The organism is Moorella humiferrea, from assembly GCF_039233145.1.
GTDB lineage: Bacteria > Bacillota > DSM-521 > Neomoorellales > Neomoorellaceae > Neomoorella > Neomoorella humiferrea.
Window position 1 is genome coordinate 773408 of the sequence record NZ_CP136419.1, and the last position, 15462, is coordinate 788869.

The window sequence follows — 15462 nt, forward strand, 5'->3', positions numbered from 1 at the left end:
CCGGCCGGCAAATCCGGCCGGCCCTGCAATTTTAATGGTGGTGTAGATGATAGCAGGAGAAAATTCAACCTTTGAAATAATTATGGCTAAAAACGGTTTGATCACCCTGAAATATCATGGCGACCGGGAAGTTTTTTTACATAGCAGTTTTGACCCGGAAATGGAAGGCAGGAGGTGGGCCGAAGGGGTAGACTGTCAACCAGATGATACAGTTATTGTTTTAGGTATAGGCCTGGGCTACCATATAAAGGCTTTGGCCAGGAGGTTGACTTCAGGCAAAATTATTGCCATCGAACCCCATGAGGAACTAATCGCCAGTTGCAGTAACTACTGGGTATTTAAAGACCTTATTACCAAAAACAAAGTTATTATTTTGTCAAGCGAACAGCCCTCAAAGAATTTTTTGGCCGGACTTGTTGATCCCTTTCACCTTGAGAAGGTAAAAATCGCGGAATATCATCCCTTACGGTATTATTTCTCGAGGGAATTTATCGATATCCTCAGGGAAATTAATAACTCTTTATCTCATCTATTTGTTTCGGCTAATACCGTTCTTTACTTCTCTCGCACCTGGACCCAGAACTTTTTTGCTAATCTAGATAAAATCTTAACGGCTGTTCCGGCCGATTTATTCAAAGATGTTTTTCCGAACAGACCGGGGATTATTGTTTCGGCAGGCCCCTCACTAAATAAAAATATTCATTTATTAAAAAAAGCTAAAGGTAAAGCCGTAATCATCGTCGTTGGCACGGCCCTCAGGCCTGTAACGGCTATAGATGTAAAACCAGATATAGCTGTCTCACTGGACGGAAGCGAGGCTAATTACCGTCATTTTCAGGAATTGAGCATTTCCGGTTTTCCTTTGTTATTTGACGCCATCATTTATCCCCAGATTTTAAGGGAGCATCAGGGACCCCTTATAGGCAGCGTTTTTTATGATACTTTCAGCCGCTGGCTGATTAACTCTGGCCTACAGGTCCCGGGACAAATTAGTATAGGCCCTTCCGTAGCCAATATGGCCTTTGATTTTGCCGTGAAATTAGGCCTGGATCCCATTATTTTTATCGGCCAGGATCTGGCCTTTAGTGATGGTCACACCCATGCCAGGGGGACAGTTTACGAAAAAAATAAACCGACAGATGATGAAGTTAATCTTCTCGAGATAGAAAGTTTTGACGGGGGCAAGGTGCTGACAAGTCGTTCCCTGCATTCCATGCTACTATATCTGGAAACGCAAATTGCCCTGACGGCAAGCGGTAGGAATATAATAAACGCTACGGAAGGTGGGGCTAAGATAGCTGGTACTAGAGCCATGACCCTGAACGAAGCAATTAATCTTTATTGCAAGGATAAATTTGATCCCGAAGAAAAAATACAGGCGATTTGTTCGGCTTATAATCCACCTGGACCGGATACACTGGGAAAACTGGTGCAGAAAATAAAGGCAGAAGCAAGTAATTTAGAAAAAGCAACAAAGATAGCCAGAAGTGGTTTGAGACTGGCTAATAATTTGGAACTGTTACTGAGGGCCAAAGAGCCCCTACAGCATAAGATTAATAAATTACTAAAACGGCTGGACGCTGTTGATAAGGAGTTGAAAAATTTAAGTGCAGGATTATTACCGGTGGATATGGCTTTCCAACCGGTATGGTTTTACTTGAATAAAGGGGCTTTCGATAAAGAGGCAGAAGATCAGCATACTGAGGGTATAAGACTCGCCAAAAAGACCCAGTTCTTATACCATGGTTTGATTGAAAGCATTAACATTGTAAAAGAATCCATGCTTCAGGCGGCGAAGAATATTGATAAGGGAAGTGAATAAATTGCTGTTATATATTGATGGTATCCAGTGGGAAGGGGAGGGGGATCCCTTGAAAGGGATTATCGAGAGGGGCCAGGTTATAAGTAAGGTTAGCATTGACGGTAAAGAGTACAAAGGTTCTTTCGAAGAAGCTTTGAAAGTAAAAGGAGCAGATGAAATTAGAATAGAGACTACTTCTCTGGCTCAATTGATGGCCGAAACCCAGGCTACAGTCGAGAACTATTTAATAAAACTAATGGAAGGGATAAAACAGGTTGCTTATTTGTTTCAATCCGGGCAGGAGGCAAAGGCATGCAGTCTGTCCGCAGATATAATTACCGGCCTGGATTGGTTAGTTCAGGCGGTAGCTGCAATTAATAATATAAAACAAGATTATCTGCCGGGTATAGAAATCCATACTTTTTTAGACAAAACAAAGGAACTTTTAAAGGCCTGGGAAAGCAAGGATTTCATTCTTATTAGCGATCTATTTGAATATGAATTTTTGCCGTTATTGGAGCGATGGGGAACGTTAATAAAAAGATCGAGTTTGCTCGGATAATTTTAGATTTTAAGGTAAGGAGTGTTTGGTAAGTGATTATTCAACACAGGGAGGAGAAGTTGCCGGAAAGCTTTAAAGCGCACTTAACATACGAACAAATATACACCATTTAATCAAGTTTTTCTCAACAGGTGCACAAAATTAAGAACATGCAATACTGCATTGTATATACGCTCGTCTAAAAGGCGTGTATCCTTTCAGCCGGGCGGCGGCTACGATGTAAGCGGCGTCGTAAGCGCTTATCTGCTATTTGCGGCTTAAAGAAAAGTTTGTTTCCACCTTTTCTTCGATTTCTACCCACCGGATCTGGAGGGCAGAAATTTCTTTTGCTATTTCGCTAATCCTGCCACGTCTGGCAGCCACCGAACAGGCGTTGATGAGTTCTATGACCAAGAGACATGGACCGCAGAGGGTGATCCGGCCTATAGCATAGTCAAGCATTAATTTTTTGGCCCTGGGGGAAAGCTCATCGGGGAAATAGGCGCAAAGGATGGCGCTAGCGTCTGCTACGATATCCAATGTGCTACCTCTTTTCCAATTCTTGAAGAGAGTTTTGATATATTTCTTTCGCCGTTATCCCTGCATACTTCATAACCGCGGAGAGCTCCTGCATAACGAGAAAATTTTTGAGGCGGCGCAGGCTGGCATACTCCTCATAAGGAAGGAGAGTGGCTACCGATTTGCCTTTTTTCTCCAGAATTACGCTTTCCCAATATTCTATCTGGCGTATTATTTCAAGAAATTGTTCTTTAGCCTGGTTAATATTCATGGTTAGCATAATTGGACACCTCCATTAACCATATTATATGACTATTAGAATATTAGAAAATGAAATTAACCTATATGGGTCCATTGTACAAGTTCATGGTTGGCGGGATAAATCTCTGGCGCTAATCTCCCGGTAAAATATCACGGACGGAGATGTTCATCCCGGGGAAGGCCACGGGTGCAATGCTATCGTCGCGCCCGTATTCTTTTATCTCTTTATAACTGTTGGAGGATGGCTGTCGATATACAGTTATCTGCTGTGCTTGGAGATCAATTAGCCATACTTCATTTATACCTGCCCGGGCATAAAGGTTTATTTTTACTTCCCGGTCGTAGGTGACGGAACTGTCGGCCACTTCTATTAATAAAAGCACGTCCTCCGGTCGGGGGTGGAAGGTGCCGTAATAGTCATCACGAGGTTTAAGCAACATCAGGTCTGGTTGGGGTTCTGAGTATTCATCAATGCGTAATGGGTTCTGGGTATCTACCAAAGCTTTATCTCCTACTAGATTGTTAAAAATCCTGTCCAATCGTCTCACACATGCAGCGTGTTTGACCCCTATGGGTACCATCTCTATAATCTCCCCCTCGATCAATTCCACCCGGTCGTCTTCTCCCAGGATGCCTGCATATGCCATCTGGTAATATTCGTCAACGGTAAAGCGCCGGCGGGTAACCTCAACTGCGGCCATTATTTAGCCCTCCTTTCTTCCTAGCTACTTAAACCCGGCAGCACGGTTTTTCCAAAAATGGCCAGATGGCTATCGAAACCGAATATCTGGGGGATATTGAATTCGTTGACGATAACACCGGTAGCGGCATCAGGATATGATAATACCACATCCCGATATTGACGTAAGAACTGATTGATTTTATCCTCCATGTCCTGGCTGGCGTAGATTAAGGTTAAGCGATTTTTTAACTGCAGCTTTTTTATAATTTCCAGGAAATGAAGGGCGTGAAAAGAAGAAGTGTGGTATCGCAACCAGGTGTATGTTTCGGCTATGATATAGTTACTTGTGAACATTCGCCATTTATTACGATGAAAACGGTAAAAGTTGACTGCTATTTCATGGTACGGATCTTTTTCCCAGCCAAGGGCGATAAAGGCGCCGGTATCGACAAAAATTTTTACTTTAGTAGTTAGAGGGGTCGCCGTATAAATCTTTTTCATATCCAGATGCACCTTTAGATGATTTCGATAGTTTCTTTATGGAGCCAATAAAGTCTTCCATGGGATCTTCTTCTCTGCGGTCTTTTTTTATAAGCTCCGCTTCAAGAAATCGTAATAGCCTGGCCTTTTCCTTACGGTTTAGATGTTGAATTTCTTTAATAATTTTTTTTACGGCCATATTCTCACCTCTTTCATGCCCATATAAAACCAAAGTAAATATTGCAGAACTATTATGAGAGAAGTATTCATTATAGTTTAGAATACGATAATATTATACCACAATGAGGGGAATTACTTGTTATATTTGAAGGCCTGCCTGGTTTTAATTTCCCTCAATAACTCAAGCACAGCGATAATCTGTCGATATAAAGGAATAGCGAAACACCGTGGGGGTGGCAGCAGTGCGGGTCGAAGGAGTCGATCCTTTAGTCCTAAACCAGGTCCAGAGCCAGACGCAGAAACCGGCAGTGCAGGATGCCAAAAGGATCAACGTTGACGGCGAGCAGGAAAAATACCGCCGGGAAAAGGAAACCGGTTATTCCCGGGACGAATTGCAGCAGGCGGTGGAAAAGTTAAATGCGGCAACGGACCTCTTTAATATAAAATTGCGCTTTAAACTTGACCATGAGAAGGGCGAGTTATATGTCCTTGTCATCGACGCCAGAGAGGGTAAGATTATCCGTCGCATCCCACCGGAGAATGTGCTGAAGGTGACTAGCGAGATGCAGTACATGGTAGGCCTGCTCTTGGATGAATTAATCTAAAGCAAAAATGTAGCAAGTTGTCGCAAAGGCTTGGAGGCAAATGGGTGAAAGGGAGTATCCGACCCGATTTGTATGGTATAAGGCAAGAAGTGTTTTGCAGGAAGGTATTAGTGCTAGAATAGGGAGGGCTTTATAAATGGCCAGCGGCATTTATTTTTCTGGGCTGGCTTCAGGAATTGACACGGAATCGATTATTACGCAATTAATGAATCTTGAAAGGGTCCCTTTGACCAAACTACAGCAACGCAAAAACCAGTACAACGTTGAAAAAAATGCCTGGCACGATATTTATACGCGGCTGAGTAACTTGCAAAGTAAACTCGCAAGCCTCAAGCTCTCCTCTACTTTTACGGGTATGAAGGCAACTTCTAGCAACACGGCGGTGTTGACGGCCACGGCCAGCAGTAGCGCCGTCGCCGGCAGATATCGTATAGGTATCGTTCAGTTGGCTCAGGCCCATAAGGTAGCTAGCCAACAACCCCTGGTTTATGGTACGGAAACGCAGATTTTAACGGACACTTTTAACGACGCTACTTACACCGCTGGCGTAGCTACTTTGAGCAATTTAACCCAGGATACGACAAACGGCATCATTCGCCTGTCGTCAGGGACTTCAGGAAGCATTACCTCAAATGCCATCAGCATTAACGCCGCAAATGGCGGCCGCCTTACTTTGACGGTTAGCCAGCAGGAGCGGTTAAATACGAATTACGTGTATCAGTATCGAACCTTTGATGGAACTACGTGGAGCGATTGGCAGACGTTAGGAAGTTTGAATGGCGACGGTTTTCTTGGTTACAAAACCCACACCTTAACGGCAACGTTAAACGGCAACGTACAACAAATACAATTAAGAGCGACTTTAAACGGAGATAGTACTTCTATCCCCATGCTTGCCGATTGGACGGCAAACTTTCAACCAGCCACGCCTGTGACCTCTGACACCCAGGCGCTAGGTTTAAGCGGTTCCTTCAGCATAACCGTGGGCGGACAAACCCGCAACATCACCGTCAGCGCGAGCGACTCCCTGCAGTCCATTGCCGCCCTCATCAATACCGTACCGGCTTCAGGACAGACCAGCGGGGCGGGGGACATCGTAACCGCCGCCGTCATCGACCACCGCCTGGTGCTTACCAGCAAAACTAGCGGTGCAGCCGGAGCTATGTCCTTTACCGATTCTAACGGCGTTCTCAACAGTTTGGGGCTGGTAGATGGGAGCGGAAAAATCCTTTCCGGTGCCGTGGTCCAGGATGCCCGGGACGCCGTTTTCACTGTCGACGGTCTCACCATAAGCCGTCCTACAAATACCATCACCGACGTTATCACCGGCGTCACCTTGAACCTTTTGGGAGTAACCGACGCCGACGGCAACAAAGCAATAAGTGATGCGGAAACCATTAACCTCGAGGTAGGCCATGATATCCAGAAAGCCATAGACGCCGTTAAAGAGTTGGTCGATCAGTATAACTCGGTTATGGACTTTATCAGCACCAAAGGTGGTAAGGACGGCGACCTCCAGGGTGATCCCACTTTAGCGCGAATAGGCAGTTCCCTGTGGCGCTTGATGACCGATACCGTTTCCGGGCTGACGGGCAACTATAGGACGCCATGGAGTATCGGTATTTCAACCGGCGAGGTGGCGGGAAGCGGTGCATTGACCTTCGACCGCAGCGGTAAAATCACCCTGGACACGGATAAATTGACCGCCGCTTTGCAGGCCGACCCCCAGGCCGTGATGGCTATCTTCACCAATGACGGCAAAACCGGGCTGGCAGACAGGCTGGATACATATCTTACCTCCCTTGTCCGTTCGGGGGATGGTCTTATCCCCTCCCGGGAGAAGTCCCTGCAGGACATTATGGACGACATCGACGACCAGATCTCTCGCATGGAAGACCGGCTGGCTATTAAGGAAGAGCAACTACGGCGGCAATTCACGGCCATGGAGCAGGCCCTGGCGGCTTTGCAGAGCCAGGGCAACTGGCTGGCCGGGCAGATTGCCGGATTGGGGGCCTACCAGAAAAAGTAGCGTATAGGTCAACAAATTTACGTTCATAAAACGGAGAGGAAACGGCGATGAAGTGGTGAGGGTGAAGATAAACCCATTAAGCAATGTTTAACTAGGCGAGTTGATGGCTGGAAAATGTTGTAGAACAAATCGAGGTGTAAGCCATGTCCATTACCGACCCCTATCAGGCTTACCGGCAGAACCAGGTCCAGACTCTATCCCAGGAAAAGCTGGTGCTGATGCTCTACGACGGCGCCCTGCGTTTCTGCCGTCAGGGCCTGGCGGCCATGGAGAAAAAGGATTATGCCGGGGCCAACGGCAGCCTGTGCCGTGCCCAGGATATTTTGAGCGAGTTGATGGTCAATTTGAATAGAGACGTGGGCGAGATTGCCGACAACCTTTATAAATTATACGATTTCATGTACCGTCATCTGGTGCAGGCAAACGTGAAAAAGAGCGCAGTTATGGTTCAAGAAGTAATGGACCTGCTGCAGCAGCTGCGCGATACCTGGGAAGAAGCTACAAGGATATATCATTCCCATGATTATCGAACCCGGGTCGGGATGAATCGGCAGGGTTAAAAATGGACAAAGAAAAAGAAAAGGCCGCGAAGGAGCTCCTGCGCGCTTATTTACATGAAATAGAACTGGTGCAGGCGTGGCGGCGTAGTTTGCAGCAGCAGCGTCAATACATACAGACCGGCGCGTGGGAAGCCTTGAATAACTTTCTGGAAGAGTCGTTATCCATGAGGGTACTGTTGTCCGAGGCACGGCAGACTACCCGGCAGTTGGAAAAAAATCTCGCTTTAGTTGCAGAAAAAGAAGTTTCGTCATGGGAAAAAATTGAGCTCCTAACGCCGGAAACCCGTTGGGAACTGGCTAGCGCCTCCCGGCATCTGCGGACCCTATGGGAAGAATGCCGGGAACTGCAGGAAGCTAATCTGAAAATTATGCAGGAAAACATGGTAAAGATTAAACTAGAGCTGGAACAGGTACAAACAGCCCGACAGATGGCCAGGGCTTACCGCCGTGAGTATAGAACCGCGGCGCCCCGGTGCCTGGACCGGCGATTATGACATAGAGAGAACCTATCATGGGCAGGGGGAGTCGATGGGCGAACATATAGAGATAACCAAGATATCGAGCCGGGGCCAGGTGGTCATACCTAAAGAGATCCGGGAACACCTGGGTTGGGAGGCAGGGGACCATCTGGCCGTGGAACTGGATGGAGAAACCGTCATTCTGCGGCGCCTGCAGTTGGAAAGCCTGCGGCCGGAGAGAAGACGGCCGTTGAAGGTAGGTTTAATCAAATAACCTCGACTGCCGCCATTCTTTGGCCTCATTTTCAGTAATGCGCATTCCTGACAGGATGGTTGTTAGGTCCCACATGCTTCCAAAGGTGGCTATGGCTATATTATACCACGGTTGGCCAGCGAAATTTTTAAAGATTGGGAAGCCGTTCCCCAAGGGGGGGCGGTTTATTTTTTTTGGAGGAATTTTACCCAACCTGCAGGAATTTGGCAAAACGTGTTGAATTAATATCGAAAATGCCAAGGTAAAATTTTCTTACTCCGGGCGTCAAGGGCAAGCTCCCCGAAAGGGGATGCGCGCAAAGCCATGGGTCTAAGGTCCGTGTCGCGCGGGGGTGGCGGTCCGGCAGGGCCTTTAACCTCCGGCGGACGGGCTATGACAGCCAGGCCGCCGTTCCCGGTTTGTGGAGTTGCCCGCCGGACGGGCTTTTCTTATAGGACCAAAGTCCCAGGGGTATTTTAGGCCTAAAGGCCGATACCCATTTTCCCATAGAAATGCTAAAGTGGTAACCGTTGGAGAAAAATATCGTTTTTCCGGGAAAGAGGGAGAAAAATCCGTGTTTATGACGCCGGCCCTGTACGTCCTGGAGAAGGCCCTGGACGCGGCGACCTTGCGCCAGCGGGTCATCGCCCACAACGTGGCCAACGTTAACACGCCGGGCTTCAAGCGTTCTGACGTTTCCTTTGAAGAAAAGCTCGCCCGGGCTCTGGGAGTGGAGCCCGGGGTGGAGCTCTACCGCACCCATCCCGGCCACCTGCCGGCGGGAGGGCTGGAGCTTACGCCGGAAGTGGTCCCGGACAACAGCACCACCATGCGCCAGGACGGCAACAACGTGGACATCGACCGGGAAATGGTCGACTTGGTCCAGAACAGCTTAAACTTTAACTTTGCCGTCCAGCAGTTGAACGGCCGGCTGGCCATGCTGCGCTATGTGATTAACGAAGGGAGGCGGTAAGGGTGGAATTATTGCCGGCCCTGGCTATCAGCGCTTCCGGTTTGACGGCCGAGCGCCTGCGCCTGGATATTATTGCCAACAACCTGGCCAATATCAATACCACCAGGACACCTCGGGGCGGTCCCTACCGGCGGCAGGTGCCTGTTTTTGCAGAAAAGCTCCAGGAAGCCCTGAAACCTGCGGGCGCCCAATTTAAAGGGGCCGGGGTGGAGGTGGCCGCCATCGTGGAGGACAACACCCCGCCGCGCCGGGTGTACGATCCCTCCCACCCGGACGCCGGTCCCGACGGCTATGTGGCCCTGCCCAATATCAACGTCGTCAACGAAATGGTGGACATGATCACCGCCACCCGGGCCTATGAAGCCAACGTCACCGTTTTGAATGCGGCCAAAGCCATGACCCTGAAGGCCCTGGAGATCGGGCGTTAGAGACATGCATTAGCTATCGATGAATCCTTCAGCCTGCCAGAAAACAGGATGTAACTTTCAGGAGGAAGAACATTATGCTCCTTGCACCCACATCCCTTTTAACACCGGCGCCGCTGCAGGAGATAGGGCGCAGTACGGCGCAACAAAATACGGCAGCGCCGGCAGAGAGCTTCGGCGCACTCCTCAAAGAAAAGCTGAACGAAATAAGCGCCCTGCAGCAGCAGGCCGATGTCCTCACCCAGGAGTACCTGGCCGGCCGTGTGGAAGACGTGCACGAGGTCATGCTGGCTCTGGAACAGGCCAATCTCTCCCTGCAACTGGCCGTTCAGGTGCGCAATAAGGTCGTGGAGGCCTACCAGGAAATTTCCCGCATGCAGTTCTAAAGCGCGCCGTCGACATGATGGGTGAAAGCCGAAGGTGGGGAGGCATATTGCTCTGGCGGCAATAGTAATTATGATTAGCATTAGATTCAGGCTTACCGGGAGCGGGCAATGAAGTACGGACAGATTCTCACCAAGTTGAAAAATTTCTGGCAGGGCTTAACTCCCGGGCGGCGCTCGGCCCTGGTGGCCGTGACGTTGGCCGTCCTGCTGGGCGGCGCTTTTTTAATCCAGTGGCTCTTAAAACCCCAGTACGCGCCCCTGTTCACCAATCTGCAGCAGAGCGACGCGGCGGCCGTCGTGGAAAAATTGAAGGAAATGAAGGTGCCCTACCAGCTGGCCGGGGAAGGGACCACCATCCTGGTACCCAAGGAGCAAATCTATCAACTACGGTTGGACCTGGCCAGCGCCGGGGTATTAAACAGCGGCCGGGGCTTTGAGCTTTTCGACGAAAACAAACTGGGAATGACCGATTTTGAACGCAACCTGGACTACCAGCGCGCCCTGCAGGAGGAGCTGCGGCGTACCATCGTCTCCCTGGACGAGGTAGAAGACGCCCGGGTGCACCTGGTGATCCCTCAGCCCAGTGTCTTCCTCCAGGAACAGCAGCCCCCCTCGGCGGCTATAATGTTGAAGCTCAAACCCCTGTCCCGCTTAAAACCGGAACAGGTCAAAGGCATCATGGAGCTGGTGGCGGCCAGCGTGGCCGGCCTGAAGCTGGAGAACATCCGCGTCATCGATATGTACGGCAACGTTCTGAGTGAGGGGCTGGCGGGGGATGAGAACGCCCCTGCGGGCCGCATCCGGCAGAATCAAATGGAACTCAAACGGCAGTTCGAGCGTGACCTGGAACAGCGGCTGCAGGCCGTATTGAGCCAGATCCTGGGCCCAGGCAAGGCTGTGGCCATGGTCACCGCCGATTTGAACTTTGACCAGCAGGAAATCAAGCAGACGGTTTGGGGCAAGGAAGGCGCCCTGCGGAGCGAGCAGGTCAAAACCGAAACCGGCACCGCCGGAGGCGGTGCAGCGGGGGCGGCGGGGACGCCGGCCAACACCCAGCCCCCCGTATACCAGGCGGTAAACCCGGCCGCGGGCAATTACAACAACTCCGATACCATCCGCAACTATGAGCTGGATCAGACGGAAACCCATACTATCGTCGCGCCCGGCCAGGTGCGGCGCCTTTCCACGGCGGTGGCCGTTGACGGGGCTGTCACTCCCGCCTTGAGAACCCAGATCCAGAACATTGTCGCCGCAGCCATCGGCTTCGACCCAGCTCGGGGCGATCAGATCAACGTAGAGTCCCTTCCCTTTGATAACTCCATGCAGCAGCAGATGGCGGCGGAAATGGAGGCCCAGCAGCAGCGCCAGCAGCAGCTCCGCCGGTACTTGATGTGGGGTGGCGCCGGACTGGGAGGGCTACTCCTTCTGCTCCTCCTCCTTATCGTCATCCTGCGGCGCCGGCGGCGGGCGGCGGTGCCGGCCATCCTGCCGGAACGTATGTTAGGAGAGAAGCCGAAGGCCGGCATGGAGGCCGCTGCGCCGGTGGCGCCCCTGATGGTAGAACCGGTGGAGCCGGTGGACGTAGAAAAGGTGCGCCAGGAGGCGGAACGCAAGGCTAAGATGGACCGCCTGCGGGACATCATCCGCCAGCGCCCGGAGGACGCGGCGCTGCTTATCAGGGCCTGGCTGTCCGAAGATTAGAGGTGGGCATGAGTGGCGAGGCAGAAACCCCTTTCGGGCTTAGAAAAGGCGGCAATTTTCTTGATCGCCGTAGGGCCGGAGCTCTCTTCCCTGATATTAAAGCAGATGGGTCAGGAGGACATAGAGCGCATCACCTACCAGATTGCCAACACGACCTCCATCGACCCCGATACCATGCAGCAGATCGTGGACGAATTCCTGCAACTTAACGACGCCCAGATGTTTATCCTCCAGGGCGGCCTGAAGTATGCCCGTGAGGTGCTGGAAAAGACCCTGGGACCGGCCCGGGCGACGGAAATCATTAAAAAGCTGCTGGCTACGTCCAAAATACGCCCCTTCAACATGATCCGCAAGGCCGATCCCAAACAGCTAGTTAACTTCATCTACAACGAGCATCCCCAGACCATCGCCCTTATCCTTTCCTACCTAGAACCCGAGCAGGCGGCGGTGGTCCTGGGCGCCCTGCCGGACAAGATCCAGGCCGACGTGGCCAAAAGGATTGCCCTGATGGAGCGGGCCTCTCCGGAAACCCTGCGGGAGCTGGAGAGTATCATGGAACAGCGGCTGTCCTCCCTGGTGGATCAGGATTTCGCCGTTGCCGGTGGCGTCAAGAGCCTGGTGGACATCCTGAACCGGGCCGACCGCAGCACCGAGCGGACCATCCTGGAAGCTCTGGAGCAGGATGACCCTGAACTGGCCGACGAGATCCGCAAGCGCATGTTTGTCTTTGAAGACATCCTGACCCTGGACGACAATTCCATCCGCCGGGTCCTCAGGGAAGTCGATCTCAAAGACCTGGCCCTGGCCCTCAAGGCGGCCAGCGAAGAAGTGGCCAACCGCATTTACCGCAACCTTTCCAAGCGGGCCGGGGAAATGCTCCGGGAGGACATCGAGTACATGGGACCGGCAAGGTTGCGTGACGTGGAAGAAGCCCAGCAGCGCATCGTCCAGATCATCCGTCGCTTAGACGAAGCCGGCGAGATCATCATCGCCCGGGGTGGTGAGGATGCCATTGTGGTCTAGGGTGTTGAAAAAGGCCGGGCCGGGCCGCGGGGAAAGGGTGATACCCCTGCGCCCCCTGGCGGCCGTATCTTTAGACGACGCCGGCGGGGGAGAGCCGAAGCCGGCAGGGGAAGGGGCCGCCGCTGAGGCGGAAGAACGGGAAACGGCCGCCCTTAAAAAAGCGGAGGCCATCCTGGAGGAGGCGCGGCGGGAGGCCCGGGCCATTAAAGAAGCGGCCGAAGCCGCAAGGCTTAAGGTCCTGGAGGAAGCCCGCGCTGCCGGGGAAGAAAGGGGTTACCGGGAAGGCCTCTCACGGGCTGAGGCGGAGGCAGCGGCCATCCGCCAGGAGGCGGCAGCCGACCGGGAAGCCGCCCGCCGGGTTCTGGCCGAAGCGCGGCAGGCCTATAAGGAGATCCTTGAAGGGGCCGAAGGCGACATCGTCGACCTGGCCCTGGCCGTCGCCGCCAAGATCCTGGGCCGGGAGGTGGAACAGCGGCCGGAAGCGGTGGTGGAAACGGCCCGCCGGGCCGTCCGCCAGGTGGCCGAGGGCCAGAATTACATAGTTTATGCCGCCCCGGAGGTAGCCGAACACCTTCGCCGTTACCGCGACGAACTTTTAAGGGAGGCGGCGCCGGGGGCGCGGCTGCAGGTCATCGCCGACCCGTCCTTTAAGGCCGGGGGGTGCCGTGTAGAGACGGAAAACGGCTTTATCGACGCCGGCTTTGCCAATCAACTGGAAGAGCTGAAAAAAATCTTTCGCGCCCAGCGTGAGGGAGCGGAAGCGCCCCCCGGGGCAAAGGATACCACCGTGGAGGGAGGCGAGCCGTGAGGCCGGCCGTAGACCTCACCCCCTACCGCAGGCTTTTAGCGACGGCCGACCTCTGGCGCCGGGGCGGCAAAGTCACCAGGGTGACCGGGCTGACCATCGAGGTGCGGGGACTTAAGGCCGCTATAGGTGAGCTGTGCCACATTTACAACAACGGCGCGGCTCCCGTCGCGGCCGAGGTGGTGGGTTTTAGGGAAGAGGTAACCCTCCTCATGCCCCTGGGGGAACTGGAAGGCATCGGCCCCGGGTGCCGGGTAATAGCCGCCGGTCACGGGCACCTGATACCCGTGGGGCGGGAGCTCATGGGAAGGATCCTGGACGGCCTGGGGCGCCCCATGGACGGGCTGCCCCTTAAGGCGGAAGCCCTGCGGCCGGTCAACAACGTGCCGCCCAATCCTTTAGAGCGGCGGCGCATCAAGGAGGTCCTGGCCACCGGGATCAAGGCCATCGATGGCCTCCTCACCTGCGGCTGCGGCCAGCGGGTGGGCATTTTCGCCGGCAGCGGCGTGGGCAAAAGCACCCTGCTGGGGATGATCGCCCGCCACAGCACCGCCGACATCAACGTTATCGCCCTCATCGGCGAGCGGGGTAGAGAGGTGCGGGACTTTATCGAAGGCGACCTGGGTGAGGATGGTCTGGCCCGTTCCGTGGTGGTGGTCGCCACCTCCGACCGCCCGGCCCTGGTGCGCATAAAGGGGGCCTTTACGGCGACGGCCATCGCCGAATATTTCCGCGACGAGGGGAAGAACGTCCTTTTAATGATGGACTCCCTCACCCGTTTTGCCATCGCCCAGCGGGAGGTGGGATTGGCCATCGGCGAGCCGCCTGCTACCCGGGGATATACCCCTTCCGTCTTCGCCGCCCTCCCGCGATTGGTGGAAAGGGCCGGCACCGCCGCCCGGGGCTCCATCACCGGATTGTACACTGTGCTGGTGGAAGGGGACGACATGAATGAACCGGTGGCCGACACCGTGCGGGGGCTTTTAGACGGGCACATCGTCCTTTCCCGCAGGCTGGCGGCGGAAAACCACTACCCGGCCATCGACGTCTTGCAGAGCGTCAGCCGTCTCATGCCGGAGATAACTTCCCGGGAACATCAAAAGAAGGCCGGTCTCTTACGGGAGTTGCTGGCCGCCTACCGGGAAGCCGAGGATCTGATTGAGATTGGCGCCTATCAGCAGGGCTCCAATCCCAGGGTCGATGCAGCACTAAAGCATTACGAAGCCATCCAATCCTTCCTGCGCCAGGACGTGGAGGAATTTTACGACTTCGATACCGTCCTGGCCGGACTGGCATCTATTTTCAGCAACGGGGGCGCGTAACATTGGCCGGATTTCGCTTTTCCCTGGAGAAGGTGCGCAGCTACAAGGCATCCCTGGAGGAACAGCTTAAAATGCAGCTGGCCGCGGCCCGCCGCCGCCAGGAAGAAGAAGAAGGAAGACTGGCGTATTACCGGCAACTGCGGAACTGCCGTGAAGCCCCCTGGGGAGAACTGAGGGCGGACGATTTGCTCCAGGAAGCGGCGCTGTTGGAAGCCCTGGACGGCCGCATCCTTCACCAGGAGGAGAAGGTGGCCCGGGCCCGTCTGTCGGTGGAGGAGAAGCGCGACTGCGTACAGACGGTGATGCGGGAGAGGAAGGTTTTGGACCGCCTGCGCGACCGCCAACTGGCCGCCTATCTCTACGAGCAGGCCCGAGAGGAACAAAAACAGATTGATGACGCGGCGGCCGTACGCTTCCAGAGCTGTTTCGGCAAATAAACCTTTTCAATAAATATATCG

General features: G+C 53.2%; 20 protein-coding genes and 1 riboswitch. Of the genes, 15 read left to right on the forward strand and 5 right to left on the reverse strand.

What is annotated here, in order from left to right:
- The first annotated feature begins 46 nt into the window (after positions 1-46).
- Both MHFGQ_RS03995 and MHFGQ_RS04000 read left to right on the forward strand, forming a co-directional pair.
- The gene (locus MHFGQ_RS03995; RefSeq protein ID WP_106005994.1) at positions 47-1822 is read left to right on the forward strand and encodes a motility associated factor glycosyltransferase family protein; all 1776 of its coding nucleotides are present in this window, start codon (positions 47-49) and stop codon (positions 1820-1822) included.
- Positions 1803-2363, forward strand: coding sequence for a hypothetical protein (locus tag MHFGQ_RS04000; protein WP_146127168.1), 561 nt, complete (start codon positions 1803-1805; stop codon positions 2361-2363). Before MHFGQ_RS03995 ends, MHFGQ_RS04000 begins: the two co-directional genes overlap by 20 nt.
- A gap of 246 nt (positions 2364-2609) precedes the next feature.
- Here the strand turns inward: MHFGQ_RS04000 and MHFGQ_RS04005 are convergent, their stop codons facing one another.
- From MHFGQ_RS04005 to MHFGQ_RS04025, 5 genes are all read right to left on the reverse strand, one after another.
- Positions 2610-2882, reverse strand: coding sequence for a type II toxin-antitoxin system VapC family toxin (locus MHFGQ_RS04005; protein ID WP_106005992.1), 273 nt, complete (start codon positions 2880-2882; stop codon positions 2610-2612).
- 4 nt (positions 2883-2886) lie between these two features.
- Entirely contained in the window at positions 2887-3141 is a 255-nt protein-coding gene (locus MHFGQ_RS04010; RefSeq protein ID WP_106005991.1) for a type II toxin-antitoxin system Phd/YefM family antitoxin, read from the reverse strand.
- A gap of 112 nt (positions 3142-3253) precedes the next feature.
- Positions 3254-3823, reverse strand: a complete 570-nt coding sequence (locus MHFGQ_RS04015) for a Uma2 family endonuclease (RefSeq protein WP_106005990.1) — start codon at positions 3821-3823, stop codon at positions 3254-3256.
- A 20-nt stretch (positions 3824-3843) separates the two neighbouring features.
- On the reverse strand, positions 3844-4305 hold the full coding sequence (locus MHFGQ_RS04020; RefSeq protein ID WP_106005989.1) for a type II toxin-antitoxin system VapC family toxin: 462 nt from the start codon (positions 4303-4305) through the stop codon (positions 3844-3846).
- On the reverse strand, positions 4268-4483 hold the full coding sequence (locus tag MHFGQ_RS04025; RefSeq protein ID WP_106005988.1) for a hypothetical protein: 216 nt from the start codon (positions 4481-4483) through the stop codon (positions 4268-4270). Before MHFGQ_RS04025 ends, MHFGQ_RS04020 begins: the two co-directional genes overlap by 38 nt.
- 223 nt (positions 4484-4706) lie before the next feature.
- Between MHFGQ_RS04025 and MHFGQ_RS04030 the strand changes: the two genes are divergently transcribed.
- The 13 genes from MHFGQ_RS04030 (at position 4707) to fliJ (ending at position 15441) form a co-directional block, all read left to right on the forward strand.
- Positions 4707-5069 carry a flagellar protein FlaG gene (locus MHFGQ_RS04030; protein ID WP_106005987.1) on the forward strand — a complete coding sequence of 121 codons (363 nt, stop codon included), beginning with the start codon at positions 4707-4709 and terminating at the stop codon, positions 5067-5069.
- A gap of 136 nt (positions 5070-5205) precedes the next feature.
- Complete coding sequence (gene fliD, locus MHFGQ_RS04035) at positions 5206-7098, forward strand: flagellar filament capping protein FliD (protein ID WP_106005986.1); 1893 nt, start codon at positions 5206-5208, stop codon at positions 7096-7098.
- Between the two features lie 143 nt (positions 7099-7241).
- The gene (gene fliS, locus MHFGQ_RS04040) at positions 7242-7658 is read left to right on the forward strand and encodes a flagellar export chaperone FliS (protein ID WP_106005985.1); all 417 of its coding nucleotides are present in this window, start codon (positions 7242-7244) and stop codon (positions 7656-7658) included.
- A 2-nt stretch (positions 7659-7660) separates the two neighbouring features.
- Positions 7661-8152 (forward strand): flagellar export chaperone FlgN, encoded by a 492-nt coding sequence (locus tag MHFGQ_RS04045; RefSeq protein ID WP_106005984.1) that lies wholly within the window; start codon positions 7661-7663, stop codon positions 8150-8152.
- Between the two features lie 34 nt (positions 8153-8186).
- A complete protein-coding gene (locus tag MHFGQ_RS04050; protein WP_106005983.1) occupies positions 8187-8390 on the forward strand; it encodes an AbrB/MazE/SpoVT family DNA-binding domain-containing protein in 204 nt (67 codons plus the stop codon).
- Positions 8391-8649: 259 nt separating this feature from the next.
- Positions 8650-8782, forward strand: a riboswitch (cyclic di-GMP riboswitch).
- A gap of 167 nt (positions 8783-8949) precedes the next feature.
- Positions 8950-9342, forward strand: a complete 393-nt coding sequence (flgB, locus tag MHFGQ_RS04055; protein WP_170066355.1) for a flagellar basal body rod protein FlgB — start codon at positions 8950-8952, stop codon at positions 9340-9342.
- 2 nt (positions 9343-9344) lie between these two features.
- Positions 9345-9770, forward strand: a complete 426-nt coding sequence (gene flgC / locus MHFGQ_RS04060; RefSeq protein ID WP_106005982.1) for a flagellar basal body rod protein FlgC — start codon at positions 9345-9347, stop codon at positions 9768-9770.
- 74 nt (positions 9771-9844) lie between these two features.
- Positions 9845-10153: a flagellar hook-basal body complex protein FliE gene (gene fliE, locus MHFGQ_RS04065; protein WP_106005981.1), complete on the forward strand. Its 309-nt coding sequence runs from the start codon at positions 9845-9847 to the stop codon at positions 10151-10153.
- 108 nt (positions 10154-10261) lie between these two features.
- On the forward strand, positions 10262-11854 hold the full coding sequence (gene fliF, locus MHFGQ_RS04070; RefSeq protein WP_106005980.1) for a flagellar basal-body MS-ring/collar protein FliF: 1593 nt from the start codon (positions 10262-10264) through the stop codon (positions 11852-11854).
- A gap of 12 nt (positions 11855-11866) precedes the next feature.
- Entirely contained in the window at positions 11867-12877 is a 1011-nt protein-coding gene (gene fliG / locus MHFGQ_RS04075; protein ID WP_106005979.1) for a flagellar motor switch protein FliG, read from the forward strand.
- Complete coding sequence (locus tag MHFGQ_RS04080; protein WP_343105528.1) at positions 12861-13685, forward strand: FliH/SctL family protein; 825 nt, start codon at positions 12861-12863, stop codon at positions 13683-13685. Before fliG ends, MHFGQ_RS04080 begins: the two co-directional genes overlap by 17 nt.
- Positions 13682-15004 carry a flagellar protein export ATPase FliI gene (gene fliI, locus MHFGQ_RS04085; RefSeq protein WP_106005977.1) on the forward strand — a complete coding sequence of 441 codons (1323 nt, stop codon included), beginning with the start codon at positions 13682-13684 and terminating at the stop codon, positions 15002-15004. Before MHFGQ_RS04080 ends, fliI begins: the two co-directional genes overlap by 4 nt.
- 2 nt (positions 15005-15006) lie before the next feature.
- Entirely contained in the window at positions 15007-15441 is a 435-nt protein-coding gene (gene fliJ / locus MHFGQ_RS04090) for a flagellar export protein FliJ (protein WP_106005976.1), read from the forward strand.
- Positions 15442-15462: the final 21 nt, after the last annotated feature.

Bases quoted from the DNA above. Each gene is read 5' to 3' on its own strand.
- MHFGQ_RS04020 (WP_106005989.1), bottom strand. From the start codon at position 4,305: ATGAAAAAGATTTATACGGCGACCCCTCTAACTACTAAAGTAAAAATT.
- fliD (WP_106005986.1), top strand. From the start codon at position 5,206: ATGGCCAGCGGCATTTATTTTTCTGGGCTGGCTTCAGGAATTGACACG.
- fliF (WP_106005980.1), top strand. From the start codon at position 10,262: ATGAAGTACGGACAGATTCTCACCAAGTTGAAAAATTTCTGGCAGGGC.
- MHFGQ_RS04010 (WP_106005991.1), bottom strand. From the start codon at position 3,141: ATGCTAACCATGAATATTAACCAGGCTAAAGAACAATTTCTTGAAATA.
- flgB (WP_170066355.1), top strand. From the start codon at position 8,950: ATGACGCCGGCCCTGTACGTCCTGGAGAAGGCCCTGGACGCGGCGACC.
- fliE (WP_106005981.1), top strand. From the start codon at position 9,845: ATGCTCCTTGCACCCACATCCCTTTTAACACCGGCGCCGCTGCAGGAG.
- MHFGQ_RS04025 (WP_106005988.1), bottom strand. From the start codon at position 4,483: ATGGCCGTAAAAAAAATTATTAAAGAAATTCAACATCTAAACCGTAAG.
- MHFGQ_RS04015 (WP_106005990.1), bottom strand. From the start codon at position 3,823: ATGGCCGCAGTTGAGGTTACCCGCCGGCGCTTTACCGTTGACGAATAT.
- MHFGQ_RS04045 (WP_106005984.1), top strand. From the start codon at position 7,661: ATGGACAAAGAAAAAGAAAAGGCCGCGAAGGAGCTCCTGCGCGCTTAT.
- fliS (WP_106005985.1), top strand. From the start codon at position 7,242: ATGTCCATTACCGACCCCTATCAGGCTTACCGGCAGAACCAGGTCCAG.
- MHFGQ_RS04050 (WP_106005983.1), top strand. From the start codon at position 8,187: ATGGGCGAACATATAGAGATAACCAAGATATCGAGCCGGGGCCAGGTG.
- MHFGQ_RS04080 (WP_343105528.1), top strand. From the start codon at position 12,861: ATGCCATTGTGGTCTAGGGTGTTGAAAAAGGCCGGGCCGGGCCGCGGG.
- MHFGQ_RS03995 (WP_106005994.1), top strand. From the start codon at position 47: ATGATAGCAGGAGAAAATTCAACCTTTGAAATAATTATGGCTAAAAAC.